Here is a 24,934-nt window from a genome sequence, read left to right on the forward strand (position 1 = left end):
TTGGTCTGGGCGGCTCGCCGCGGAGCCGTCGCGGAGGCGCCCAGGTGAACGTTTCCGAATGAGGCTCGGCGAGCTGCGCGTGGGGCCGGACCGGCGTACGAGTCGTGGTGGCTCACGGGCCACAGCCGATCCTCGTGGGACCGTACGCCTGGCGGGACCGGACGCTCAACGGCGCGCGGCCGCCAGCAGCGGCCGCACCATCGTGAGCAGCAGGGCCAGGTCCACGGAGAACACCAGCCGCTCGAACAGTCCCAGCGTCACTTCCTGCTGCGCGGGGCCGGTGATGAGCGTGAAGACGAAGCCGCCGAGCACGATGAACACGCTGGCGAAGCTCGCGGCGGCCAGGCCGCGGATCGTGGTGCGCCTCGGTTCCCAAGGGCAGCTGGCGTTGCTGCGCCGGGTGAGCAGCCAGGCGGCGGCGGGCAGCGCGAGGAACGCGGTGAGCGCCGCGGCGTTGTGGAGCTGGCCGTCGAAGCTGCGGGCCTGGCCGTCGGGGTCGACGGGGACGGTCGCGCAGATCGTGAGGCCCGCGCACCACACGCCGAGCAGCACGACGACCGCGGGCGAACGCCGGGCCTTCACCAGCCCGGCCAGCAGCGCGACGGAACCGAGCGCCAGCGCGAAGCACATCGCGCTGAACAGCGGCGCGGCCGAGCGCCCGCCGAGGTGGCCGTAGACGTACTCCGACAGCGTCTGCCACACCGGGCTGACCTGCGCCGACAACCGCAGGTGCAGGTCAGCCGCGATGGCCACCGCGAGCGCCATGCCGGCCAGCGCGAGCCGGCCGTGCACGGGGGACACGGCGGCAGGCACAGCCTTCGACATGGAGCCCTCCTCGGTGGTCATGGCGGAGGGCAAGGCTTGCCGCGGCAACGCGGGTTCACCTTGCCCTCATCCACTGGTTCCGAAGAGGTTATCTCGTGTTCCTGTGAAGTCTCTGTGGTCGCGAACCTCAGAAAGTCAGCTGGACCAGCGCGAACGCGGCGAATCCGGCGAACAGGAACCCAGCCGTGCGCTGGATCAGCTTCGGGCGGATGCGGCTGCGGATCTTCGCGCCGATGAACACCGCGAGCCCGGCCACGGACACCAGCGCGACGAACGCGCCGAGCCCGACCGCGAACGGGTTGCCCAGCCGTGCGACGAGGCCCGCCGTCGCGAGCTGCGACGCGTCGCCCCACTCGGCGGCGAAGAGCACGCCGAACGACGTGAGCGCGGAGCGCACGAAGGTGGCGGGGCCGACGCCGGACCGCGAAGCGCTGTCGCCTGCTTCGTCGGCTTCGCTGAATCCCTCGCGCAGGAGCATGTAGGCGCCGATACCGAACATCGCGGCCACCAGCAGTGAAACCACGGTTTCCGGAAGAAGCGTGAGCACGTGGCCGAAGGCCGCGGCTATGACACACTGGATGGCGAATGCCACACACACCCCGGCGAATACCGGCCCCGCGCGGAAACGCGTTGTCAGCACCAGCGTCGCGACCAGGGTCTTGTCGGGCAGTTCCACTGCCAGGACCAGGCCGAACGCGCTGATGAGGGCGATGATTGCGGGAGACATGAGTTGGCGGACACCCCTTTCACTTCAACGATAAAGGAGGCGTTCAGAAAGCCGCAAGCTGATGGGTTTTGCGAATTGCCCCGTGCGGTTCGTTGAATAGCTTTCGCCGGAGTTCCTGATTAATTTTTTCGGTGTGCCGAAATTTCTTTTCCGGATACGGTACGGTGCGGGTCATGCCTGCTGACCACGTGCTCGTGACCACCACCGTCGCCGAGGAATCGATCGCTCGGAACCTCGCCGCGAGCACGGTCGAGGCGGGGCTCGCCGCTTGCGCTCAGGTTGTGGGCCCGATCACGAGCGTCTACCGCTGGGAGGGCAAGGTGTGCACCGACAGCGAGTGGCGCGTCGAGTGCAAGACGGCGGCGGACCGGGCGGGTGCGCTGGAGGAGTTCCTGAACGTGCGCCACACCTACGACCTGCCGGAGATCGTCGTGACTCCGATCGTCGGCGGGAGCCCGCGGTACCTGTCGTGGCTGGTGGAGCAGACCCGATAGTTTCCGGTTTGCGGGTTCCGGCACCGTCCAGCACCTTCAGTACACAGTGGATGGATGTGCGGTGTGCCTCTGACGTGCGCGTTTCCCGGGTTCAGGACGTAGGTCCCTCGCAATTCGGGACGTGTTGAACTGGTCGGTCCCGCGCCCGCGGAGTTAGCTCGAAGACGTGGATGTCCTTGAGCTCGCGCGGTGGCAGTTCGGCATCACCACCGTGTACCACTTCCTGATGGTCCCGCTGACCATCGGACTTTCGGTGCTCGTCGCGGGGATGCAGACCGCGTGGGTGCGCACGGGTAACGAGCGCTACTTCAAGATGACCAAGTTCTGGGGCAAGCTGCTCCTGGTCAACTTCGCCATGGGGGTGGTGACCGGGATCGTCCAGGAGTTCCAGTTCGGGATGACCTGGAGCGCGTACTCCCGCTTCGTCGGCGACGTGTTCGGCGCGCCGCTGGCGATGGAGGGGCTCGTCGCGTTTTTCGTGGAGTCGACCTTCCTCGGCCTGTGGATCTTCGGGTGGGACCGGCTGCCGAAGCGGGTGCACCTGGCGTGCGCCTGGGCGTTCTCGCTGGCGACGATGGCCTCGGCCTACTTCATCCTGGCCGCGAACTCGTGGATGCAGCACCCGGTGGGTGTGGAGTTCGTGGACGGCAAGCCGACGATGAACTCGATCTTCGCGGTGCTGACCAACAACACGGCGCTGGCGGCGATCCCGCACACGCTGGCCGGGTCGTTCTCGGTGGCGGCGGCGTTCCTCGTCGGGGTGGCGGGCTGGCACCTTTGGCGGCGGCGTTCCTCGTCGGACTCGGACGCCGGCGTGCACCGGGACGTCTGGCGGGCGTCGTTGCGGCTCGGTTCGTGGGTCGGGATCGCGGCGTTCGCGGTGCTGGCCATCACGGGCGACACGCAGGGCAAGCTGATGTTCCAGCAGCAGCCGATGAAGATGGCGTCGGCCGAAGCGTTGTGCCACACGGAAAAGCCGGCGAGCTTCTCGATCCTCGCGATCGGTGACGTGGCGGGGGCCAACTGCGAGGACGTGAAGACGTTCACCGTGCCGGCGCTGCTGTCGTTCCTGGCGCACAACGACTTTTCCACCGAGGTGCCGGGTGTGGAAAACCTGATCGGTCAGTACCAGGCGAAGTACGGCACGAACTACCCGAACGACCCGGACCTGGGCCCGCTGGCCGGTCAGCCGATCGACTACGTGCCCAACCTGCCGGTGACGTACTGGGGCTTCCGCGCCATGATCGGCTTCGGCGCGATCGGGGCGGGGATCGGCCTGCTGGCGCTGTGGCTCACGCGCCGCGGCCGGATCCCGGGCGGCCGCTGGTTCCCGTTGCTGCTGGTGGCGGGCATCGCGACGCCGTTCATCGGCAACAGCGCCGGCTGGATCTTCACGGAGATGGGGCGTCAGCCGTTCGTGGTCGCGCCCAACCCGACCGGGGTCGACGGCATGTGGATGTTCACGGCCGAGGCGGTGTCGAAGCTCTCGGTGGGTGAGGTGTGGACGTCGCTGATCTCGCTCACGGTGCTCTACCTGGGGTTGGGCGTGGTGGAGCTGTTCCTGATGCGCAAGTACATCCGGGGTGGGATCGAAGGGGTCCTGCCACCGCCTGTCCACGGTGAGGAGTCGGGTTCGGATGGCGACGCCCTCTCGTTCGCGTACTGAGATATCGGGACCTGTGATGGTGGATCGAACCCAGCGTGGTCGGGTGACCACCCGCGAGAGTTACCCACAGGCCTTCTGTGGACAACTCGATGGGTTGTGGATAACTCAGGGTCGCTGTGGGTTCGGGCACTGCGGGTTCGAGCGCTGTGGATTCGAGCGCTGTGGGTTCGGGCGCTGTGGAGGTGAGCGATGACGACGCTGCAGCTGGTGTGGTTCGGGATCATCGCGCTGTTCTGGCTCGGGTACCTGTTCCTCGAGGGGTTCGACTTCGGCGTCGGGATGCTGCTGCCGGTGCTGGGGCGCGACAACACCGAGCGGCGCGTGCTGGTCAACACCATCGGCCCGGTGTGGGACGGCAACGAGGTGTGGCTGATCGTCGCCGCGGGTGCCACGTTCGCGGCGTTCCCGAGCTGGTACGCGACGTTGTTCTCCGCTGCCTACCTGCCGTTGCTGCTCGTGCTGCTGGCGCTGATCGGGCGCGGGGTGGCGTTCGAGTACCGCGGCAAGGTCGACTCCGAGCGCTGGCGGCGCACGTGGGACCGCGTGATCATGGTCGGCTCGTGGATCCCGCCGCTGGGCGTCGGGCTGCTGCTCGCGACGACCGTGCTCGGCCTGCCGCTCGACGCCGCCGGCAACCGCGTCGGCTCGCCGTTCGAGGCGGTGCGGTGGGACACGCTGCTGGGTGCGCTCGCCGTGGTCGGGTTCGCGCTGGTGCACGGTGCGGCGTTCCTGGCGCTGAAGACGTCCGGCGAGGTGCGGGAGCGGGCGCGGGTGCTGGCGTTGCGGCTGCTGCCGGTGGCGTTGCTGCCGCTGGTCGCGTTCCTCGTGGTGGTGCAGGTGCGCGCGGGGCAGGGGTGGACGTGGTTCGCGCTTGTGGTCAGCGTGCTTGCCGCAATCGTCGCGTGGCTGCGGTTGCGCGCCGACCGTGACGGACAGGCGTTCGCCGCGCTCGGCGTGGTGATCGTGGCGGCCGTGGTCACTATGTTCGGGGCGCTGTACCCGAATGTGCTGCCGTCGACCGGGGATCCGGCCAATTCGCTGACGATCGCGCAGGCTGCCGCGAGCCCGTACGCGCTGAAGGTGATCACGTGGGTCGCGGCGTTCGGTGCGCCGGCTGTGCTCGCCTACCAAGGTTGGACCTACTGGGTTTTCCGCAAGCGCATCGGCGTCCAGCACATCCCGGCGGTGCACGCACCGTGATCACGCTTCCCGGCCGTGCCACCCTTTCCGCCCCGAGGTCCACAGTGGACCAGGTGCGGCCGGGCAAGGGGCCGCTCGGCGCGCTCTCGGCTCTCGGGCCGGCCGCGCGCCGGGCGCTGCTCCTGGTGGCGGTGCTGTCGTTCGTCAACGCCGCTTTCCTTGTCGCGCAGGCCTTTCTGCTCGCCGACGTGCTGGCGGCCATCGTCTCCACGGGGATCGGGGGCCGCACCGCTCAGCTGGCCGCCCTGTTCGCGCTCGTCGCGGGCCGGGCCCTGGCCGGCTGGGCGGTGCGGGTGGTCTCGGCCCGCGCCGCGGCGACGGCGCAGCAGGACCTGCGCGCCCGCGTCGTTTCCCACGCCCTGCGGCTGGGCCCGGAGTGGCTCGCGCGCCGCGGCGACGGCTCGCTGACCGAACTGGTCACCCGCGGGCTCGACGCGCTCGACGCGTACTTCCGCGAGTACCTCCCCGCGCTGGTCACGGCCTTCGTCGTCCCGCTCGCGGCCGGCGCGGCGATCCTGTGGGCGGACTGGCCGTCGGCGGTGATCGTCGTGCTGACGGTTCCGCTGCTGCCGCTGTTCGCCGTGCTGGTCGGCAAGTTCACCGCCGACCGGGTCGCCGGCGCGACCGACGCCGTGCACCGCATGTCCGGGCTGCTCTTGGAATTGGTGCGTGCCCTGCCGGTCCTCACGGCCTTCCGCCGGGCGGACGCGCAGTCCGCGACCGTCGCGCGCGTTTCGGAACGCCACCGGCGCGCCACGCTGAGGACGCTGCGGGTCGCCTTCTCGTCGGCCTTCGTGCTCGAGTTGGTCGCGACGTTGTCCGTGGCGTTGGTCGCCGTGGTGATCGGCGTGCGGCTGGTGTCGGGGTCGTTGCCGCTCGCCATCGGCCTGGGCGTGCTGATCCTGGTGCCCGAGTGCTACCAGCCGCTGCGCGCGGTGGGCGCGGCCTTCCACGCCAGCGAGGACGGCGTCGAGGCCGTCCGCCGCGTCGGCGACGTGCTGTCCACACCCGCCCCGAAGTTCGGCACGCGGGTTCCGCCCTGTGGACAACTCACTGTGTCGAACCTTCGCGTGGCCCGCCGCAACGGCTTCGCCCCCGACGGCTCGTCGTTCTCCGTGGGCCGCGGCCAAACCGTCTGGCTGCGCGCCTCGAGCGGCGGCGGCAAGTCGACCACGCTGGCCGCGCTCCTGGGCTTCGTCCCGACCTACGACGGCTCCATCACCATCGGCGGGGTCCCGCTGCCCGAGGTGGACGTGGACCGGTGGCGGGCGGATGTCGCGTGGGTGCCGCAATCGCCGGTGTTCAGCGGGGGGACGGTCCGCGAGGAAGTGTCGGGTTCCGGCGGCGCTGGTGTTGCGGGTGCGGCTGGCGGCGTCGGTTCGGCTGCCGCCGGCTCGACCAGCGCCTTCGACGGGACCGGTGCGGGCGGTTCTGTTGGTTTCGGCGCGGCAAGGGACGTCGTCGTTGCTGGAAGCGCTGGTGTTGCGGACTCGGCTCTTGGCGGCGGGTCGGCCGGCATTGGCGGTGCGGCTTCTGTTGTCGATGGCGCTGGTGTGGGCGCCACCGGCGGGTTGGCCGCGCTCGGCGGTGGTTCGACTGGTGCATGTGGCTCGGCCGCTGCGGGGGCCGGTGTGGGCGGATTGGCTGAGTTTGACGCGGCAGCGGACGTCGTCGTTGCTGGAAGCGCTGGTGTTGCGGACTCGGCTCTTGGCGGCGGGTCGGCCGACATTGGCGGTGCGGCTTCTACTGTCGTTGGCGCTGGTGTGGGCGCCACCGGTGGGTTGGCCGCGCTCGGCGGTGGTTCGACTGGGGCCGGGGGCTCGGCCGCGGCGGGGGCCGTGGGGGCCGGGGTGGTCACCGAAGTGCTCGCGGAGCTCGGGTTGGCGGGGTTGGAGGAGCGGCCCGTCGAGCAGTTGTCATTGGGGCAGCGGCAGCGGGTGGCCGTGGCGAGGGCGTTGGTGAAGGTGCGCGCGGGGGCGTGGCTGTTGTTGCTCGACGAGCCCACCGCGCACCTCGACGAGGTCAACGCGCGGCGCGTGCTGCACGCGGTCGAGCGGGCCGTGGCCGGTGGGGCGGCGGCGGTGGTCGCGGCGCACGAGCGGGCGGCGGCGGTGGCGGTGGGGGACGAGAAGCCGTCGGCTGGAGCCACGTCCCAGCGAGGCGAGGGCGCGGGGCGAGCGTTGCCGTGGCGGTTGTTGCTGGACCGGCGGCTGGTGGCGGGGGCCGTGTTGGGAGCGGTGGCGTTGCTCGCGGGCGTGGCGCTGACGGCGACCTCCGGGTGGCTCATCGCGAAAGCGTCGTTGCAGCCGCCGATTCTGACGTTGACCGTCGCGGTGGTGGGGGTGCGGGCGTTCGGGCTGGGGCGCGCGGCGTTGCGGTACGCGGAGCGGCTGGTCACGCACGACGCGGCGTTCCGCATCGCCGGGCGGTTGCGGGTTCGGTTGTGGGATGCGCTCGTGCGGCTCGGGCCGGCGCGGGCGTTGGCCGCGGGTGAGGGGCAGCGCCGTCTCGTCACGGACGTCGACACGGTCCGCGATCTGCTGCCGCGCGTGGTGTCGCCGCCGGTGGTGGTCGGCCTGGTGGCGGTGGGGGCGGTCGCGGTGCAGACGGTGGTTCTGCCGGCGGCCGGGGCGCTGCTCGCCGCGGCCGTGCTGATCAGCCTTGCCGCGCCGCGGCTTGCGCTGTTCGCCGAACGGCGGGCGACGGCCGTGCTGGCCGCCGGGCGGCGTGACGTCGCCGCGCGGGTGCTCGTGCTCTTCACCTCGGCGGGTGAGCTGCTCGCCTACGGCACCGCCGCGGCCCGCCGTCGTGCGCTGCTGGCCACCGACGCGCAGCTGACAGCCGCCACGCGCCGCCAAGCGTTCGGCAGTGGCGCGGCCGACGCGCTCATCGTGCTGGCGACCGGTGCCGCCGCCGTGGGGAGCGCGATGCTCGCCGCGCCGGCGGTCGCCGCGGGGGCGTTGGCGGGGGTGATGACGCCGCTGCTGGCGCTGGTTCCCTTGGCGCTGGCCGAAGTCCTGTCATTGCTCACCCCTGTCGCCACGCATTGGGACACGCTTCGCGCTGCCCGCGTTCGCCTGGGTGACATCGAGGCCTCGGCCGCCGCACCGACGCCCGCCGAGGCCGGGTCCGCGGTCCGGTTGCGTGGCGCGGACTTCGGCTGGCCCGGCGGTGAGACCGTGCTGCACGACGTGACGCTTGACGTCGAGCCCGGCACCTACCTCGCCGTCGTCGGGCCGAGTGGCGCGGGGAAGTCGACGCTGGTGGCCGCGTTGCTGGGGTTCCTGCAGCCGCGGGCGGGCGAGGCGACGGTGCCCGGGCGGGTGTCGTGGGCGCCGCAGGAGCCGATGCTGGTGTCGACGAGCGTCGCGGAAAACCTCCGGCTCGCCGACCCCCACGCGACCGACGACGACGTGCGGCGCGCCCTCGACCTCGCGCAGCTGCCCGAACTCGACGCGGCAACCGTGCTCGACAGCGCCGGCACCGGGCTTTCCGGCGGGCAGGCCCAGCGGGTGGCGCTCGCCCGGGCGCTGCTGGCCGCGCCGTCGGCCGACCTCGTATTGCTCGACGAGCCCACCGCCCACCTCGACGAACGGACCGCTCGCACCCTGCGCGCCACGCTGCGTGCGCAACTCGCCGACCGCACGGTCGTGCACGTGACCCACAACCTCGACGAGCAGCTCGACGCCGACGTGGTCTTCGAGGTCCGCGGCGGCCGGGTCGTGGTGCGGCAAGCGGTGCCGGCGGCCGCGAGGGGTGATTGGTGACGGTCACGATTCCGGATCCGGGGCGCAAGCACGCGCTAGGGTCGGGGTTGCTCATGGACCCGACACTTGCCGCGCGGGCGTTGTCCGCCGCCACCGAGATCACCAGCACCGCGCTGTCCGGCGACGATCCGGAAGCCGTGCTGGACACCGTCGTGATCCGTGCCGCCGAGCTGGCCGACGCCGACCTCGGGCTGGCCATGGTCAGCGCCGACGACGGGCACGTGGTGGTCGAGGCCGCCGTCGACACCAGCGGCACCGGCCGCGCGCTGCAGGGCCTGACCTTGCCCGCCGACTCCGCCGCCGGGCGCGTCGCCCGCGGGGGCGAGCCGGTGGTCAGCGACAACTTCGTGGTCGACCCGCGCACCGCGCCGTTCGTGCCCGACGAGCTGCGTGGCTTCGGGCCCTTCGCCGCCGCCCCCTTCGGCTCCGGTGGACGGGTTCTGGGCGCGCTCACTGTCTACCGCCTGCAGGGCCGCGAACCGTTTTCCGCGGGCACCGTGGAGATGCTCGTCGCGTTCGCCGCACAGGCCGGCGTGGTGCTCGCCCTCGCCGAAGGCGCCAACGCCCGCCACCGCGTGACGCTCTACCAAGAGCGCGAACGCATCGCCCGCGAGCTGCACGACGTGATCGTGCAACGCCTCTACGGCGCCGGCATGCAGCTGGACCGCGTGCGCCGCAACATGCGCAAGCGCTTCGCCCAAGCCGACGGCGCGCGCCTGTCCGACGCGATCGACCAGCTCGACCAGACCATCGAGGAAATCCGCGGCACCGTGCGAGCCCTGCGCTCACCCGAACCCCGACACGACACCGGCACGCCGACCGACCTCGCCGAGTCCGCCCGGGGCGAAGTCCGCATCGCCGGCGAGCTCCTCGGCTACCCGCCGACGCTCGAGCTCTCCGGCGAGTTCGCCGACATCCCGGCCGAACGCGCCGACCACATCCGCGCGGCATTGCGCGAGGCACTGTCCAATGTGGTCCGCCACTCCGGCGCGAGCGAGACGCGCGTGACCCTGACCCGCGACCGCGACGGCGTGAAACTCCGCGTGCGCGACAACGGATCCGGCGTCCCCCAAGGCGTCGCCACCCGGGGCCTGCGCCACCTCGCCGAACGCGCCGACGCCGCCGGCGGGAAGTTCTTCATCAACTCCTCACCGAGCCTCGGCACGCTCGTCGCTTTTGATCTCCCTCTGGACTAGTCGCACGTGCGCGACCGTCACCCACAGCGCTGATCCGGCTTCAGCCTTCACGCGTCATGTGAGCCGCTCCTTCCTCTCCGACGGGCACGTACGGCTTCCCGTTTCGACACCGACCGACATCGTCAAATACCCCAGGACGCGTGCCTGGCACTGTGCGGCATGGCTCGCTTTCTCCTGGTGACGATTCTACCGGGAAATCGAACATCCATTCGACTCACGATGGGGTGAATCCGGAGGAGCCTTGCCGAATCGCCCGTGGCCGACCGTGATTTCCCGCGCGTGAGAAGCCTCCGATCGGCCTAGCGGATTTCCGTCAGGCGGTACACGGCGATCACGCGAAAATCGACACGCCGATCTTGTCGGTGCCGGCTGTTAGGGTCGCCACGAACAGTCACGAGGGGGTCGCAGGATGTGGGAGGCAGTGGCGGCGGAGGTCGTCAAGGCGATGGCGGTAACCGCGCTCGGCGGGTTGAAACAGGTGGTGTCGCGCAAGCTCGAGCTGCGGCGTGGCGCCGCCGATGTCCAGGCGATCCTGGCCGACGAGGCCCGCGCTGTGGCGGCGATCGGTGAGCTGCTCGCCTCCGATCGCGAGTTCGCCGAGCAGCTCGAGGCACTGCTGCCCCGGCCCGACGGCACGGCGCACGGCAGCGATTTCCCCGCGTCCGCCGAGCCGTTCGTGAACCGCGTCGGCGAGCGCGCCCAGGTCGCCGCGCCCGGCGCCCGCCTCTTCACCGGACCTCGGGGTGCGGGCAAAACGGCTCTGCTCAGCCGGCTCGCCGTCGATCTCCGCGAGCGGTACCCGACCCAGGTCTACGTCGACCTCGCCGACTACCGGTCCGGTTCGCTCGTCCGCCGGCCCGAGGTGGCCGCGCACGTGCTGCGCACCCTCGGCGTCGGCACCGACCTCATCGCCACGGACACACCTCAGCTGTGGGCGCAGTACCGCGCGGCCACGGCCCGCAGGAGGTTCCTGCTTGCGCTCGACAACGCCGAAGCGGCCACCGACCTGCACGACCTCATTCCGCCGTCGCCGCAGAGCATCGTGCTCGTGAGCGCGATCAAGGCCGGTGACGACCTGCGCCGGGAGTTCCCCGCTCCGCCGATCGAGCTCGGCCGCCTCGCCGAACAGGACGCGCTCGATCTGCTCGGGCGCCTGTCCCACCCCGACGTGGTCGCGGCCGAGCTGCCCGCCGCGCGCGAGCTCGTGGACCTCTGCGACCACCTGCCGTTCGCCGTGCGGCTCGCGGCGGTGCGCGTCGCGCGGCGGATGACCCGGGGCCCAGGCGCGGTTTCCTCGGTGCTGCAAGGCTTTCGCGCGACGGGCAAGCTCGGCGGCGAGGACGTGATCGCCGCGGCGTTCGAGGAGTCCTTCGCCGAGCTCACACCGGAAGCGGCAGAGCTGTGCTCGCTGCTCGCCGCGCATCCAGGACCCGATTTCACCGCCGCCAGCGCGAAGGCGGTGCTCGGCCGCTCGCCCGAAGACGGCCTCGACGAGCTCGCGGACGCCGGGTTCCTCACGCACACAGGACCGTCGCGCCTGCGGCTCTACCACCTCGTGAGGGAGGGTGCGCGACGTCGGGGCACGGCCGACGTGGCGGTGGACCGGGCGCTCGGCTTCTTCTGCGACCAGGCTGTGGCAGCGGACCTCGCGCACGGTGAAGACCGGCTGCGCCTGTACGAACCGAGGCCCGAGGCTCGCGGTGAGTTCGAGGGCCTGCGCCCGCTCGACTGGGTCGAAGCCGCGCGCGAGACCTACGGCGCGCTCGCTCGTCAGGCGTACGAGCGCGGCCGTGATGTGGAACTGGGCCAGATCTGCGGTGCACTCGAAGTGCTCATGCTCAACCGCGGCCACCACCGGCTCTCGATCGAGATCAACAACTGGGGCATCCGCGGCGCGCGCCGGCTCGGGGACCGGTCGTTGCTCACCCGGATCCTCAGCCAGCAGGGTCGTGCCTACTTCCTGCTGCACGAGTTCCCGGCGGCGAAACCGTTGCTCGACGAAGCGCTCACCCTCGCCCGCGAGCTCGCGCGGCCCGACCTGCTGTCGTCGGTGCTGGAGTTCTGCGGGCGGTTCCGCGAGGAGGAGGCCCGGCAGTACGCCCGACCCGGCGGGCTGCTGGCCGAGGCGGAAAGCCTGCTGGCCGAAGCGGTCCGCCTCGACCGCAGCGCCGGGCCAGGCGCGAGCCGCAGCCTCGGCATCCACACCCGGATGCTGGCCAACGTGCTCATCACCCGCGGGCGGGCCGGCGAAGCGTTCGCGTTGCTCGACGAATCGGCTAGGCACACGACCGGCGACCGCAACCAGTCGCGGATCCTGCTGGTGCGGGCCAAAGCTTTCACGCTCACGGGCCACAACGACGCGGCGGCCCAGGCGTTGGCCGAGGCCTGGCAGCGGGCGAACGCGTCGGGCGCCACGCAGTACGCCGCCGAGCTCGACACGGCGTTCGCCACCCTCGCCGAGGCCCGCGGCGACCTCCCGGCCGCACTCGAAGCGTGGCGACGCGCGTGGCAGGTCTACTTCGCCGCGGGGCATCCTCGTCAGGCTGAGTTGGCTGCGAGGTTCAAGGCTGTTGAAGAGCGGATGCGGCGGCGCCGTTGAGCGGCAGCCCCGAAGCGATCCGGACGCAGGCGTAAGCGGCCAGCAGCACGGGGTCGAGGTCGACAGTCCGCGTGCGGGTCGCGCACACGCGGTGCCGTGTTCAGGGGCGTTGACGAGCGGATACCACGACGCCGTTGAGATCTCCGGTGAGCGGACGGTCCGGAAGCGATCCGGACGTAGGCGACGGCGGTCAGCAGAACGGGGTCGAGGTCGACAGTCCGCGTGCGGGTCGCGCACACACGGTGCCGCGTTCAAGGCCGTTGACGAGCGGATACCGCGACGCCGTTGAGATCTCCGGTGAGCGGCCGGCCTGAAGCGATCCGGACGTAGGCGTAAGCGGCCAGCAGCACGGCGTCGACGTCAGCCGTCAGCTCGTGGGTCACCCCGGCCCGATCCCGCACGAGGCAGCCGCCGGTGGTCGGGGTGGCGGTGAGCCGGGCCGCGGGCCAGTGGGTGAGGAGGCCGGCCAGCCGGTCGGGTTCGTCGGTGTAGACGACGGTGGCGGCGTCGAGCCGGCGCAGCTCGGCGTCGACGGCGTGGGCGAGCACGTGCCGGTACTCGAGGTCGGGCGACTTGCCGTCGACGAGGGGAAACCGCACCAGTGCACCGGACTCGTCGACACCGGCGACGAACGCCGCCGCGTGGGTCATGATCGGTGCCGGATCCGCGACGGGCGGGAAAACCGGTTCGTCCGGCGGGTTCAGCCCGAGCAGTGAGTACAGCAGCTCGGCCGGCCGCGTCGCGCCGGTGCCGTCGACGGCGTGCGCGAGGATGGGCGCGTGGGTGCCCGGCCGGTGGCGCGTGATCGTGTCGTCGATCTGGTCGCGCAGGCCGATTTCCGTCACCAGCTTCGGCGCGCTTCGTGCCAGGGCGGCGAGCGGCGAGTCGGCGACGGTCGTCGGGGATCGCGGGGTCGTGAGCAGCACCGGTTTGTCGAGGGCGGCCGCGTACAGCGCCGCCGAGCCTTCGTCGGACAACACGCAGTCGGCGGCGAGCACGGCCGCCTGCCAGCCGCCATCGGGTGGGACGAGCGACAGCCCCGCGGCGATGGCGGGCTGCAACCAGGCCTGAACCTGCCACGGGCCGTGGGCCGCCCAGACGCCCGGGTGCAGCGTCAGCACCACGCGGTAGTCGTCGAACGGCAGGCAGGCCAGCAGCTCGACGGGCAGGTCCGGGCGCCGGCCGAAGAGCGAGCCGGGGCCCCAGGTCGACGCGAGCGTGACGACCGTGTGCCGGCGTGCGCCGAGCGCCGTGCGGTAGCGGGGGGTGCGGTGGCGGCTCACGACCATGCGGTCGAGGCAGGGGTCGCCGATGACCACGGCCCGCTCGGCGGCCGGCGGCCACGAACGGATCAGCTGCGCGCGCTGGCTTTCGTGCGAGAGCGCGATGGCTGCTGGGACCACTTTCCCGTCGTGGACCAGCTTTCCCGGATCGAGCCCGGACGTGACGCGGCTGCCCGGGTAGTACTTCTGGTAGCCGATTCCGTGTGGCACCAGCAGAATCGGGGCGTCGAGCTCGGTCAGCGCGTCGTTCTCGCTGGCCGCGATCGCGAGGTCGAAGCGCGTTTCCCTGGCCTGGTCCCAGCCGATGACCGACGGGCCGAGCCGACGCAGCGCTTCCGGCACGCCGGCGGAGAGAATGCCGGGCCGCTGCTCGTCGTGCGTGAACACGAGCTGGATCCGCCGGTCGCCGGCGACCAGCGAGACGACGTCGAGCAGGCGCGTCAGCGTGGTCAGGGTGCGCACGACGACGAGCACCTTGCGGTCGAACCCCGTCGTCAGCCAGGGGTCATACGCCGGATCGATCGGGACCTTCGGCCGAAACGACGGAGGGGGGTATGCGGTTTCGGGCATCACTTGCCGCGGCGGGCGATCCAGGCGGCGGCTTGGGTGCGGCGTTGCATGCCGAGCTTGGCGAGGACCGAGGTGACGTAGTTCTTCACCGTTTTTTCGGCCAGGAAGAGGCGTTCGGCGATTTCGCGGTTGGACATGCCCTGGCCGATGAGTTCGAGCACATCGCGCTCGCGGTCGGTGAGGGCGGCGAGGTCGTCGGTGGGCGGGTGGCGGAGCTTGTCGAGCACGCGGGCCGTGGACACGGGGTCGAGCAGCGACCGGCCGGCGGCGACCTCGCGCACGGCGTTGACCACGTCCTGGCCGCGCACCTGCTTGAGCAGGTAACCCGACGCACCCGCCATGATCGCGCCGACCATGGCTTCCTCGTCGTCGAACGCGGTGAGCATGAGGCAGGCCGGCGGGTTGGGCTTGGAGCGCAGCTCGCGGCACAGCGTGATGCCGTCGCCGTCGCCGAGCCGCACGTCGACCACGGCGACGTCCGGCTCCACGTGCATCGCGACCGCCAGCGCCTCCTCGACGCCCCCGGCCTCGGCGACCACCTCGATGTCCGCCTCGTCACCCAGGAGATCGCGCAGCCCTCGGCGCACGAGTTCGTGGTCGTCGACGAGCAGCACCTGGATCGGCATACCCCGAGGTTACGGCCTCGCGCGCCCACCGGCCGGTGCTGGTGCCCGACGACACGTCCCGGGGGATCGGGGAATTCTCGGTGAAATGGTCCGTAACGAATGGGGTGGGGCTGCGATCTATTCGCCGTGCGGAAGGTTTCGGACGCAATTTTGGAAACGTCGATATCCGTATTCGGTGACGTGGTCGGGGTGTGGTTTTGATGCGGATCGCCGTGGTCGCGGCCCTGGTGGTGGCGGTGGCGGCGTTGCTGCTGGTCGCGTTCCTGCGCCCGCCGGAGAAGGTTCCGGCGCAGCAAGTGGTGACGACGAGCAGGCCGTCCAGCCGCTGATGGGTCCAGATAATTCGTTGTCTCGCAGCCAAAGTTGCCTGATCGAGACGAAATGCGGCCGAACGGGTGGTTCGACTTCGGTATCTGACACGAATGGCCGGGCCATCGCGATCTTCCTCTCCGGTGACGGACGACGGCGCTTCCACCTGCCTCTTCCGCCGCACCTGCTCTTCTGCCATTCTGTACGGCTCGTCGCAGAACGGCGGGCCCTGTGCGGCAGCAGGTCCGAAGAACCGTTCTGCCGAGGAGACGAAGCGGTATGACCGCGCACATCGACCCGCAACGGCTTGAGCTGGTCGCGGCGCAGGCCGACAAGTGGCGAAACCGGCTGATCGACGTCAGTCACAACAACACGATGGTCGTCTTCAAGAACACGAAGACGGGCAGCCTCGACCTGACGACCGCCGACGCCGAGGCACTCACCACCCTGGCCAGCGGCGGCAAGCTCACTCTGCGGGCCCTGTTCCCCGACCCCGAGCGCCACCGGGCCGCCTGCACGAGCGCCCAGAGCGTGGCCCGTCGGATCCTGCTGTTCGAGGAAGAGCAGGGTGTGGAGGTCGGCCGCATCGCGATGGGGTTCGTGGTCACCGACCCCCAGCAGCACAAGGGGTCCAAGCCCGTGCCGACGCTGCGGGCCCCGCTGCTGTTGCGGCCGATGACGGTGAAGGCGCGAACCTCGGCGGAGAGCGATTTCACCGTCGAGCCGGGCGAGGACGTGGAGATCAACCCGGTGCTGCTGTACGTGCTCGACGAGCACTACGGCGTCGCCGTGCCGCCGGACTTCGCGGCCCACGTCGAGACCGTGCTCGCGTCCGGGGCCGGGTACAAGGAGCAGGTCGAAGCCGTCTTCGGTGAGCTCGCGGCCATCGCCTCCGCGCAGAACGTGAAGCTCACGTTGCAGAACGAAGTCGTGCTCGGCACGTTCAACTACGTCAAGCTCCCGATGGTCGAGGATCTCGCCAACGCCACCGAGCTGCTCGCGGGCCACGACCTCGTCGCCGCGATCGCCGGGTACCAGCCGGCGGCGCTCGATCTCGCCGGTGAGGCGTCCGGGTTCTCGCCGCCGCTCGTGGACGAGCTCCAGCCCGCCGACGAATTCCTCGTGCAGGACGCGGACTCCTCACAGCACCGCGCGATCATGACCGCGCTGGCCGGGCAGCACCTGTTCATCGAAGGCCCGCCGGGCACCGGCAAGAGTCAGACGATCGCCAACATCATCGCCGGAGCGGCCGCGATCGGGAAGAAGGTGCTCTTCGTCGCCGAGAAGCGTGCGGCGATCGAAGCGGTGCTGAACCGCTTGGCCGATGTGCAGCTCAACGGTCTCGTGCTCGACCTGCACCAGCAGAAGATCAGCAAGCGCGACGTCGCCAAGCAGCTCTCGGACAGCCTCGAATCCGTCACGCGGCAGCCGCCGGTGGATGCCGAACCGCTGCACGGCCGCTTGTCCGGCGCGCGGCAGCGCTTGCTGGATCAGTCGCGTGAGCTGCACAAGGTGCGTGAGCCGTGGGGGCTCAGTGCGTACGAGGTCCGCGACCGGCTGCTGTCGCTTCCTCCCGGTGACCGGGTGGCCGCCGCGTTCCGGGGCGCTCACCTGCAGGCGCTGGGCTCCACCGTGGTGCAGGGGCTCGAACAGGAACTGCGCGATTTCGTCGAGTTCGGTGGACCGCGGCTGGTGCGACGCGAAACGCCCTGGTGCAACGCCGAAGTCCGCACGACCGATGACGCCCGTCGAGTGCTGGCCGAGCTGGACCAGCTGGCCGACAAGACGCTCAAACGCGGCCAGGACGGCATGCACGCACTGCTTCGCCAGACCGGCCTCGTGCCGCCTCGTGACATCGCGGGCTGGCAGGACGTGCTCCAGCTGCTGGACCAGGTCTCGTCGAGCGTGGACGACTTCGGTCCGGACATCTTCGGCACCCATCTCGACGCGTTCTGCTACGCGACCGCCGATCGAGCTACGAGAGCCCGCTACCCGCAGCAGCTGCCGTGGCGGCAGCGGCGGGCGTTCGTCAAGGAGATCCGGGCGTTGTCTCGGCGTGGCTTGACGAAAAAGCCGGAGCTGCACGCCCGGCTCACCCAGATCGCGGGCCAGCGTGAGCAGTGGCAGGCGCTGGGTGGCCGAGATACGCGGCCCGCACAGGTCCTGGGCCTGGACCAGATGATGAAGGACTACGCCGAGCTGCGCCGCCAGCTCGCCGCGGTCGCGTTGTCGGCGAATCGCCCGGACCTCGAGAACGGCCCGGCGCCGGAGATCGAGAACCGCCTGGCCGAGTTGCGTGCCGACCAGGACACGTTGTTCCGGATGCCGACGCTGATCGGCCTGCAGGACCGGTTCCGGCAGCTCGGCCTCGGCCCGCTCGTGCAGGCGATCGCCGAACGCAAGCTGGACGCCGACGGCGCTTGGGTCGCGTTCACGCGCATCTGGTTGTCGTCGATCGAGGACGAGCTGAAGCTCACCGTGCCGGAGCTCGCGCAGTTCGTCGCCGAGCGCCAGACGCGCACGGCGGAGGAGTTCCGCGTCCAGGACGTCGAACACCGCACGACGTCGGCGGCGCGCGTGCGCCGAGCGGTGGCGCGGCAGGTCAAGGAGGCGAAGGAGCAGCACCCGGAACAGGCGACCGTGCTGAAGAAGCAGGCGAGCCTCAAGACCCGGCACATGCCGACTCGCAAGCTGGTCGAGCAGGCGTCGGACGTGCTGCTCGCGCTGCGGCCGTGCTGGGCGATGTCGCCGCTGGTCGTGAGCCGGATGTTGCCGGCAGCTCGGCTGTTCGATCTGGTCGTGTTCGACGAGGCGAGCCAGATCCGCCCGCACGACGCCATCACGTCGATCATGCGCGGCGACCGGCTGGTGGTCGCCGGTGACGAGAAACAGCTGCCGCCGTCGGCGTTCTTCGATCGAGCCGTGACCGACGACGAGGAAGACGACGACTTCTCCGGTGAGCTCTCCGATTTCGAATCGATCCTGACCGCCTTGCGGCCGGTGGTGCCCAACACCCAGATGCTCAGCTGGCACTACCGCAGTGCCGACGAACGGCTGATCGCGTTCTCCAACCGCGAGATCTACCGCAACGGCCTGGTCACCTTCCCCGGTGCTCACCAGGAAAGCCCGGTGACGTTGGAGGTCGTGGACGGCGAGGCGTCGCCGGGCCAAAACGGCTCCGCACCCGCCGAGGTGGCCCGCGTGGTCGAGCTGGTCCTGGAGCACGCGCGGCTGCGTCCCCACGAGAGCCTCGGCGTGATCACGCCCGGCATGAAGCACCAGGCCCGGGTCGAGCGAGCGCTTCGCGAAGCCCGCCGCGGACATCCGGAGCTCGAAGACTTCTTCTCGGGAGAAGTCGAGCTCGGCCGGCGGTTCTTCGTGAAGAACCTGGAAAACGTGCAGGGCGACGAACGCGACGCGATCATCCTCAGCGTTGGTGTCGCTCGCGATGCGGCGGGGAAGATCAACTACACGTCCTTCGGCATCCTCAACCAGCAGGGTAGCGAGCGCCGGCTGAACGTCGCCGTCACGCGGGCGAAGCGCCGCATGACGGTGGTGGCGTCGTTCACCGCCTCGGATCTGCGGCCGTCCGAGCGGGTGACGGGCACCGAGCTGCTGCGGCGCTACCTCGAGTTCGCAGAACGGCGGGGCTCGCTCGAAACGGTCGGCCGGCAGGTTGCCGGCGAGCTGAACGGCTTCGAGCGAGCCATCAACGTTGCGCTGACGGGCCGCGGCGTGCCGGTGTTCCCGCAGTGGGGGTTTTCGGACTACCGCATCGACTTCGCGCTGGCGCACCGCGACGACCCGGGCCGCATGGTGCTCGCCGTCGAGGCCGACGGCCACCGGTACCACAGTTCGCACAGCGCTCGGGACCGCGACCGGCTTCGGCAAACGCACCTCGAAACGCTGGGCTGGCGCTTCCACCGGTTGTGGTCGTCGGCGTGGTTCGCCGACCCCGTCGGCGAGACGGACCGGATCGTGGCGGCTTGGGAGAAGGCGATGGCCGACGCCGATGCCGCGCCAGCCGTCATCGAGCGGATCGTGCCGGTGGCGCCGGTCGTCACGGCTGCTCCGGTGAAGCGCGGACCGCGGCCCGATGTGCCACGAGGCTTGGCCATCAAGGAATACACCGAACGGCAGCTCATCGGGATCTGCCGCTGGCTCATGAGCGACGGGCTCCTGCTCGACCACGACGACCGGCTCCAGCAGGTGATGACCGAGCTCGGGTTCCGCCGGCGTGGCTCCCTCATCGTCGAGCGCTTGAGCCGGGCGATCGAGATCGCCCAGAAGCTCGCGGACAAGGAGGAGAACTGATGTTTCCGCTGGACGCCAAGACTGTCGAACGGCTCGCCGAGGTGGTCGTGGACATGGGCGGCCCGTACGAGCGCAAGGGGTATCAGCTCACCGAGCTGCTGGCCGGCGCGGGCTGGGCCGATCCGCCGGAGTACGACGGCGCGCCGCGCATCCCGTGGCTCGCGGAGCAGCTCGAGGAGCGGCGGGAGAACCGCGCGGACATCGAGCGGTTCCTTTGTCGCGTCTGCGACCCCATCGAGTACGACGAAGGCGTGGTGATCGCCGAGGAGTTCCGCGCGGTGGTCAACGAGAAGCTGGCGCCGGAGGGCCTCGTGGTGACGGTGGTGTCCGGCCGTCCGGTGGTGGGGCGCCTCGGCCCGGACGGGAAGCAGCCGACGTTCTCCGAACCGGCTGACTTCCGCGCGCGGCTGGAGAAGCTGCTGGCCGATCCGGTGACCATCGAAATGCTGATGGGGCGGCTGGAGGAGACCCGGATCTGCGAGAGCGGTGGGGCTTACACGATGGCGGTCATCGGGATCGGGAGCATCGTCGAGGGGTTGCTGTTGCAGCTGCTGTTGGAGCGGGACGAGGAACTGCGGGAGAAGGTGTACACGAACCCGCGCGACAGGAAGCCGATTCCCTGGGCAGAGAAGACGAACCTGAACCAGCTGATCGATATCGCGCACAGCCGGAAGTGGATCCAGCTCGATGCCAAGAGATTCGTGCACACTGTCAGGGATTTTCGGAACTTCGTGCATCCGCGCAAGGAATTGGCGGAACAGCCGAATTTCGACAAAGACAGCGTGATGTTGTGCTGGGCGCCGGTGCACGCGTTGCTCAATGATCTTGAGGAAAACGTACCGGCGATTTCTTGACGCAGCAATGAGCGGCCGGCGAGTGATCTCGCCGGCCGCTCATTCATGGTCGCTATTCGCAGGCGACGCCGTCGCCGTCCCGGTCGAGCTTTCGGCTGTATCCGGGTTCACCGCGGTGCAGCGGTGTCACGCCCGCAGCGCGGGCTTCAGTGCAGTTTTTGAAGGAGAGGGAAACGTCGGGATCATCGGCCGGCGGCGGGTCTTCGTGGGTCTGCGGCGGAGGCGCCGGGGCTTCCTTCTTCGTGGTCACGGGCGGGGCCGGCGGCTGCGGCGTCGGGGCGTCGATCGCGCCCTTGCACGGCGCCGCCCACAGGCCCGCGGTTGCCTGGCGTGCGGTCGTTTCCGCTGTTTGCAGGGCCGTCGACGTCGCGTCGGCGGCGAACTTGGCGTAGCCGTTCTGCAGCGCTGCCGTCGCGTAGTCACTGCCGTCCGCGAGGGCGAGCGCGACGCCGGTCGTCGTGTCCGTGGTGAGCTTGACCGCGGTGCCGGCGAGCTTGCTCGTCGCCCAGGCCAGCGTTTCCACGGCATAGCAGTTGCTCCCGGTCGCCACCGTGACGCCGAGGACGTGAACGGTCCGGTGGGTGCCGTCGCTGCCCGCGAGCTCGACGGTCGCGCCGTCCACGACCTTGTCCACCGTGTACGTGACCGGCGGCGGTGCCGACGTGGTGGTCGTGGGTGCGGTCGGCGTGGCCGCCGCGGGCGCGGCGACGGGCTGCGTCGGCGTTTGGGGGGCCTTGCCGAAAATCGCGCCCAGGACGAACAGAACAACGAACACGCCGAGCGTGGCCATCAGCCACTTCGGAAATCGCTTCCTGGGGCGCGCGGGCGCCGGGGTGGGATTCATTCGGGAATTCCTCGCTTCTGGGTGCGATGTGCTGACTGGTTCTCGTCGGGGAACCGGTCCGCGTTACGCCCGTGATGCGCAACTTTCCATCATCACCTCAACAGCCGCGGGTGTGTATCACGAAATTGTCACGGATTCGGGAATTCGGCAAAAGGGCGTCACGTTCGGCCGGGTGTGAACGATCCTCCGCGGAACCCCTCGGAAGAAAGTGCGGACTCGATGGCCGACTTGATCGAATCATTGCCGCTCACCCGCAGCGGACGGCTGCCCGGCCGCGGGATCGACTTCACGGCGATCGACGTAAAGACCACCGGCTTGGGCACGGGGCGGATCGTCGAGCTGGGCGTCGTGCGGGTGCGCGGTGACGGCGTCGTGCTGGGCGAACTGGCGACGCTCGTCGACCCGGGACGATCGCTACGGGCGGGTTGGAGCGGACCACACCGGATCACCGCCGCCGACCTGGCCGGTGCGCCGTCGTTCGCGGACGTCCTGGGGCCGTTGCTGGATCTGTGCCGCGGTGCCGTGGTGGTGGCGCACGATCTGCCGCTGGTGCAAGGGTTTCTCGCCGAAGAGGTGGCCCGCGTGGGGGTGTGGCTGCCGACGCTCCCTGGTGTCTCCACGGCGACCGCGGCGCGCGAAGCGTTGCGACTGCCGAACTACCGGCTGACCACGATCGCGCGAGCCCTCGGCCTCGGCGACTTCCCGACGTTCCTCGCCTCGGCGTCGGCTCGTGCGTGCGCCGAGGTGGTCACAGCGCTCGTCGGAACGCACGGCCTGCGCTTCACCTCGCCGCCACGGTTTCCCGACCTGCCGCGGTATGCCCCGGGCGGCCGCATCCTCCGGCGCCCGGAGGTGGAAGTGGACGAGCGAGGCTGGATGTCCGGCGTCGTCGATCGGGTCGCGACCTCGCCGTCGACTGCGGGCTCCGCCGGCGCTGCGTACCTCGACCTGCTGGCCGAGGCAGTCGGCGACGAGTACCTCTCCGGCGAAGAGGTGTGGGCGCTCGCCGGCCTGGCCGCCGAAGCCGGCCTGCCGGAGCCCGACGTTCGGCACCTCCACGCCGAGTTCGTCGCGGCGTTGCTCGCGGTCGCCGAGGCCGACGGCGTGGTGACCTCGGAGGAGGACCGCGCCCTGCGCCAGGTCGCCACGGCGCTCGACGTCCCCGAGGTTGTCGCCGACCTGCGCCCCACCGCGACCGACCGCAAGGCCAGGCGCGTACTCGTGCTCGGCACCACCGCTGCGGCGGACCAATTGCGCGCTCGGGTGCTCGACGAGGGGGTGCAGCTGGCGAAGAAGCTCACGGCCACGGTCACGCACCTCGCGTATGACGCGAGCGTGCCTTCGACCGAGCCCCGGCTCGTTCGGGCGGGCGATCTCGGTGCTCAGGTTGTCGATGTCGCGGATGCTCCGGGGGCGCTCGGTTTCGAACGCTCTGCTTCATCGACAGCTCGCGAGCGCTTCTCGTCGGCTCCTCCTCGGCCGGAACCAGCGACCACCGCGTGTGAACCGGTTCCGGCTTGGCCTGAAGAAGTCCCGCCTGTCCGGCCTGCCGCACCTGCCCGGCCCGCTACACCTGCCCGGCCCGCCGCACTTGCCGGGCCTGCTGCGCCTGCGCAGCCGACCGACCAGTTCACACCCCCTGCGCCGGCCCACCCGGCTCCGAATCCCGGTCGGCGCATTCCCGCCCTCCTCGGTGGCCGCGTGATGATGGGCGTGGGACTGCTGCTGATGTTCATCACGGTGATCAGCATGTTCGGCGGCCTGGGCCTGGGCGGCGGGTTCTTCTTCGCCGTGCTCGGCGCTGGCCTGCTCGTGGGTGGCTGGTACGTCAGCGAAACCGGCCGGACCGTGGTCGGCTGATCAGCGTTCCAACCGTGGAAACCGCGTTTCGTTCCGATCCACCTTCGCGTTGCCCGCCTCGAGGAGGTCGATGCCCAGGGCGTCGGCGAGTTGGAGGAGGTACAGCAGGACGTCGGCGATTTCGTCGCGGACGTTCGACTCCAATGTGGGGTCGGAGCGGTAGTCGCGGGCTTCCTCGGGCGTGAGCCACTGGAAGAGCGAAATGAGTTCGCCGACCTCCCCGGAGAGGGCCATGACGAGGTTTTTGGGGTGGTGGAAGGGTTCCCAGTCGCGGGCGGAGGCGAAGTCGCGGAGGCGCTGGGTCAGCTTGCCGAGGGTGCGGTCGTCGAGAGTCACGGGGAAGTGCGTACCACGCCGGCCGGGCCGGCGCGCCGGTCGCCCAAGCCGAGAACCACAGGTCACCCGCGGTGCGCGGTTACGCCGGAAAGAGCACGCAGTTGGCCCACACGCGCGAACAACCCCATGCGGCAGACTGGTGCGCGTGAGTGCTCCCCCGGATCTGCGCCCCTACCTGCGCACGTTGGACGCGGAAACGCTGGTGGACCTGCTGTACGCCCAGGCGAAACGTGACCCTGAGTTACGGCATTCGCTGGAACTGCGCTGCGCCACTCAATCGGGTGAGGTGGCGGAGGCGCATCGGTTGCTCGACACGGCGGTTCAGGACGGCAACGTCGAGTACACGGCCAAGGTCGGCGCGGTCCTCGACACCCTGCAGCGCCTGCTCGACGCCGGCAGCCCAGCTGACCTCGCGCCGCTCGCGCGCCGGACGGTGGACGACATCGGTGAGGTGCTGGAGCAGGCCGGGGACCCGTCCGGGGAGCTCGGGGCCAGGCTGGACTTCGCCGTCGAGCTGTACGCGCGAGCGTGTGCGGCGCGGCCGCCGGATGCGGAGCAGCTGGCCGAGTGGCTGCTCGAGGTGGAGTTCGAGGGGCGACCGACGATCGCGCTGCGCGATTTCGCCGAAGCGCTCGGGGACAAGGGACTCGACCGCATCAAGTCCACTGTGGACGATATTCTCGCGGCCGGCCCGACGGGGTATCGGCGCGACGTCGCCCAGCGGTTGCTCGAAGAGCTCGCCGAGGTGCGGGGCGATGTGGACGCGCTCGTGGCGATCCTCGAGGCGAAGCCGCCGCGGGTGGACGTGAGCCTGAAGATCGTGCGGGTGCTGAGGGCGGCCGGGCGGCACAGCGAGGCGATCGCGCACGCGGCGCGCGCGCTCACGCCGAACCGGGAGGTGAAGCCGCCGGAGCCGCAGGACGAGACGGTGGCCTTGCGGCGCAAGGAGTTCGACGAGGCGCCGGGCAGCGAAACGTACACCAGGTTGCGGGAGGCGGCCGTCGAAGCGGGCGTGTGGTCCGTGCAGCGCGTCGCGGCTCTCGCGCGGCTGCGCGAGCGCGCGGCCGACACCGAAGCTGCCGCCGACGAGCTCGCCCGCGCGCTGGTCGCCGAGGACCGGCCGGACGAGGCGTGGCGGGCGTGCGTGCGTTTCGGCGGATCGCTCGCCCAGCGCGTCGAGCTGGCGGCGTGGCGCGAGGTCGCGCACCCGGCCGAGACGATCCCCGTGTACCGCAGCCAGGTCGAGCAGCTCATCGAGCAGAAGGACCCGCAGGCCTACCGCGAAGCGGCGAAGCAGCTGAAGAAGCTGCGCACGTTGCACAAACGCGCTGGCACGGCGGAGGAGTTCACGGGGTACCTGGCTGAACTGGTGAACGTCCACCGGCGCAAGACGCGGCTGATCGCGGAGGTCCGCGCGGCGCGGATCGCGTTGCCGAAAACCGCGTAACCTTCCGGCGCCGGGCT

Annotated in this window: 17 protein-coding genes; 11 read left to right on the forward strand and 6 right to left on the reverse strand. The window is 70.5% G+C overall.

Going from position 1 to position 24,934, the window contains the following annotated elements; genetic code table 11:
- Positions 1-165 precede the first annotated feature (165 nt).
- Together ACWEOE_RS02940 and ACWEOE_RS02945 are read right to left on the reverse strand one after the other, a co-directional pair.
- Positions 166-825 carry a DUF998 domain-containing protein gene (locus ACWEOE_RS02940; protein WP_452003005.1) on the reverse strand — a complete coding sequence of 220 codons (660 nt, stop codon included), beginning with the start codon at positions 823-825 and terminating at the stop codon, positions 166-168.
- 127 nt (positions 826-952) lie between these two features.
- Positions 953-1,552, reverse strand: a complete 600-nt coding sequence (locus tag ACWEOE_RS02945; protein WP_452003008.1) for a TMEM165/GDT1 family protein — start codon at positions 1,550-1,552, stop codon at positions 953-955.
- Between the two features lie 173 nt (positions 1,553-1,725).
- Between ACWEOE_RS02945 and cutA the strand changes: the two genes are divergently transcribed.
- The 6 genes from cutA (at position 1,726) to ACWEOE_RS02975 (ending at position 12,474) form a co-directional block, all read left to right on the forward strand.
- Positions 1,726-2,046, forward strand: coding sequence for a divalent-cation tolerance protein CutA (gene cutA, locus ACWEOE_RS02950; protein WP_452003010.1), 321 nt, complete (start codon positions 1,726-1,728; stop codon positions 2,044-2,046).
- A 166-nt stretch (positions 2,047-2,212) separates the two neighbouring features.
- Positions 2,213-3,712: a cytochrome ubiquinol oxidase subunit I gene (locus ACWEOE_RS02955; protein ID WP_452003013.1), complete on the forward strand. Its 1,500-nt coding sequence runs from the start codon at positions 2,213-2,215 to the stop codon at positions 3,710-3,712.
- Positions 3,713-3,901: 189 nt separating this feature from the next.
- A complete protein-coding gene (gene cydB, locus ACWEOE_RS02960; protein WP_452003015.1) occupies positions 3,902-4,912 on the forward strand; it encodes a cytochrome d ubiquinol oxidase subunit II in 1,011 nt (336 codons plus the stop codon).
- Positions 4,913-4,956: 44 nt separating this feature from the next.
- Positions 4,957-8,679 (forward strand): thiol reductant ABC exporter subunit CydC, encoded by a 3,723-nt coding sequence (cydC, locus tag ACWEOE_RS02965; RefSeq protein WP_452003358.1) that lies wholly within the window; start codon positions 4,957-4,959, stop codon positions 8,677-8,679.
- A gap of 53 nt (positions 8,680-8,732) precedes the next feature.
- A complete protein-coding gene (locus ACWEOE_RS02970) occupies positions 8,733-9,875 on the forward strand; it encodes a GAF domain-containing protein (RefSeq protein WP_452003361.1) in 1,143 nt (380 codons plus the stop codon).
- A 409-nt stretch (positions 9,876-10,284) separates the two neighbouring features.
- Positions 10,285-12,474: a hypothetical protein gene (locus ACWEOE_RS02975; protein ID WP_452003018.1), complete on the forward strand. Its 2,190-nt coding sequence runs from the start codon at positions 10,285-10,287 to the stop codon at positions 12,472-12,474.
- A 251-nt stretch (positions 12,475-12,725) separates the two neighbouring features.
- On the opposite strand, the gene ACWEOE_RS02980 is transcribed toward ACWEOE_RS02975, so the two are convergent.
- Entirely contained in the window at positions 12,726-14,219 is a 1,494-nt protein-coding gene (locus ACWEOE_RS02980; protein ID WP_452003021.1) for a hypothetical protein, read from the reverse strand.
- A 107-nt stretch (positions 14,220-14,326) separates the two neighbouring features.
- The gene (locus ACWEOE_RS02985) at positions 14,327-14,953 is read right to left on the reverse strand and encodes a response regulator (protein ID WP_452003024.1); all 627 of its coding nucleotides are present in this window, start codon (positions 14,951-14,953) and stop codon (positions 14,327-14,329) included.
- A gap of 200 nt (positions 14,954-15,153) precedes the next feature.
- Between ACWEOE_RS02985 and ACWEOE_RS02990 the strand changes: the two genes are divergently transcribed.
- The 3 genes from ACWEOE_RS02990 to ACWEOE_RS03000 all read left to right on the forward strand — a co-directional run bounded on the left by ACWEOE_RS02990 (position 15,154) and on the right by ACWEOE_RS03000 (position 20,430).
- Positions 15,154-15,282, forward strand: a complete 129-nt coding sequence (locus ACWEOE_RS02990) for a hypothetical protein (protein ID WP_452003027.1) — start codon at positions 15,154-15,156, stop codon at positions 15,280-15,282.
- Positions 15,283-15,541: 259 nt separating this feature from the next.
- Positions 15,542-19,576 (forward strand): AAA domain-containing protein, encoded by a 4,035-nt coding sequence (locus ACWEOE_RS02995; RefSeq protein WP_452003030.1) that lies wholly within the window; start codon positions 15,542-15,544, stop codon positions 19,574-19,576.
- Positions 19,576-20,430 carry a hypothetical protein gene (locus ACWEOE_RS03000; RefSeq protein WP_452003033.1) on the forward strand — a complete coding sequence of 285 codons (855 nt, stop codon included), beginning with the start codon at positions 19,576-19,578 and terminating at the stop codon, positions 20,428-20,430. The genes ACWEOE_RS02995 and ACWEOE_RS03000 overlap by 1 nt, the downstream gene beginning before the upstream one ends.
- Before the next feature lie 52 nt (positions 20,431-20,482).
- On the opposite strand, the gene ACWEOE_RS03005 is transcribed toward ACWEOE_RS03000, so the two are convergent.
- Complete coding sequence (locus ACWEOE_RS03005; RefSeq protein WP_452003035.1) at positions 20,483-21,274, reverse strand: thermonuclease family protein; 792 nt, start codon at positions 21,272-21,274, stop codon at positions 20,483-20,485.
- A 219-nt stretch (positions 21,275-21,493) separates the two neighbouring features.
- On the opposite strand from ACWEOE_RS03005, the gene ACWEOE_RS03010 reads away from it, so the two are divergent.
- Complete coding sequence (locus ACWEOE_RS03010) at positions 21,494-23,134, forward strand: 3'-5' exonuclease (RefSeq protein WP_452003038.1); 1,641 nt, start codon at positions 21,494-21,496, stop codon at positions 23,132-23,134.
- Here the strand turns inward: ACWEOE_RS03010 and ACWEOE_RS03015 are convergent, their stop codons facing one another.
- The gene (locus tag ACWEOE_RS03015) at positions 23,135-23,470 is read right to left on the reverse strand and encodes a nucleotide pyrophosphohydrolase (protein WP_452003040.1); all 336 of its coding nucleotides are present in this window, start codon (positions 23,468-23,470) and stop codon (positions 23,135-23,137) included.
- A 145-nt stretch (positions 23,471-23,615) separates the two neighbouring features.
- On the opposite strand from ACWEOE_RS03015, the gene ACWEOE_RS03020 reads away from it, so the two are divergent.
- Positions 23,616-24,917: a hypothetical protein gene (locus ACWEOE_RS03020; protein WP_452003043.1), complete on the forward strand. Its 1,302-nt coding sequence runs from the start codon at positions 23,616-23,618 to the stop codon at positions 24,915-24,917.
- Positions 24,918-24,934: the final 17 nt, after the last annotated feature.

This window comes from Amycolatopsis sp. NPDC004368, from assembly GCF_053602515.1.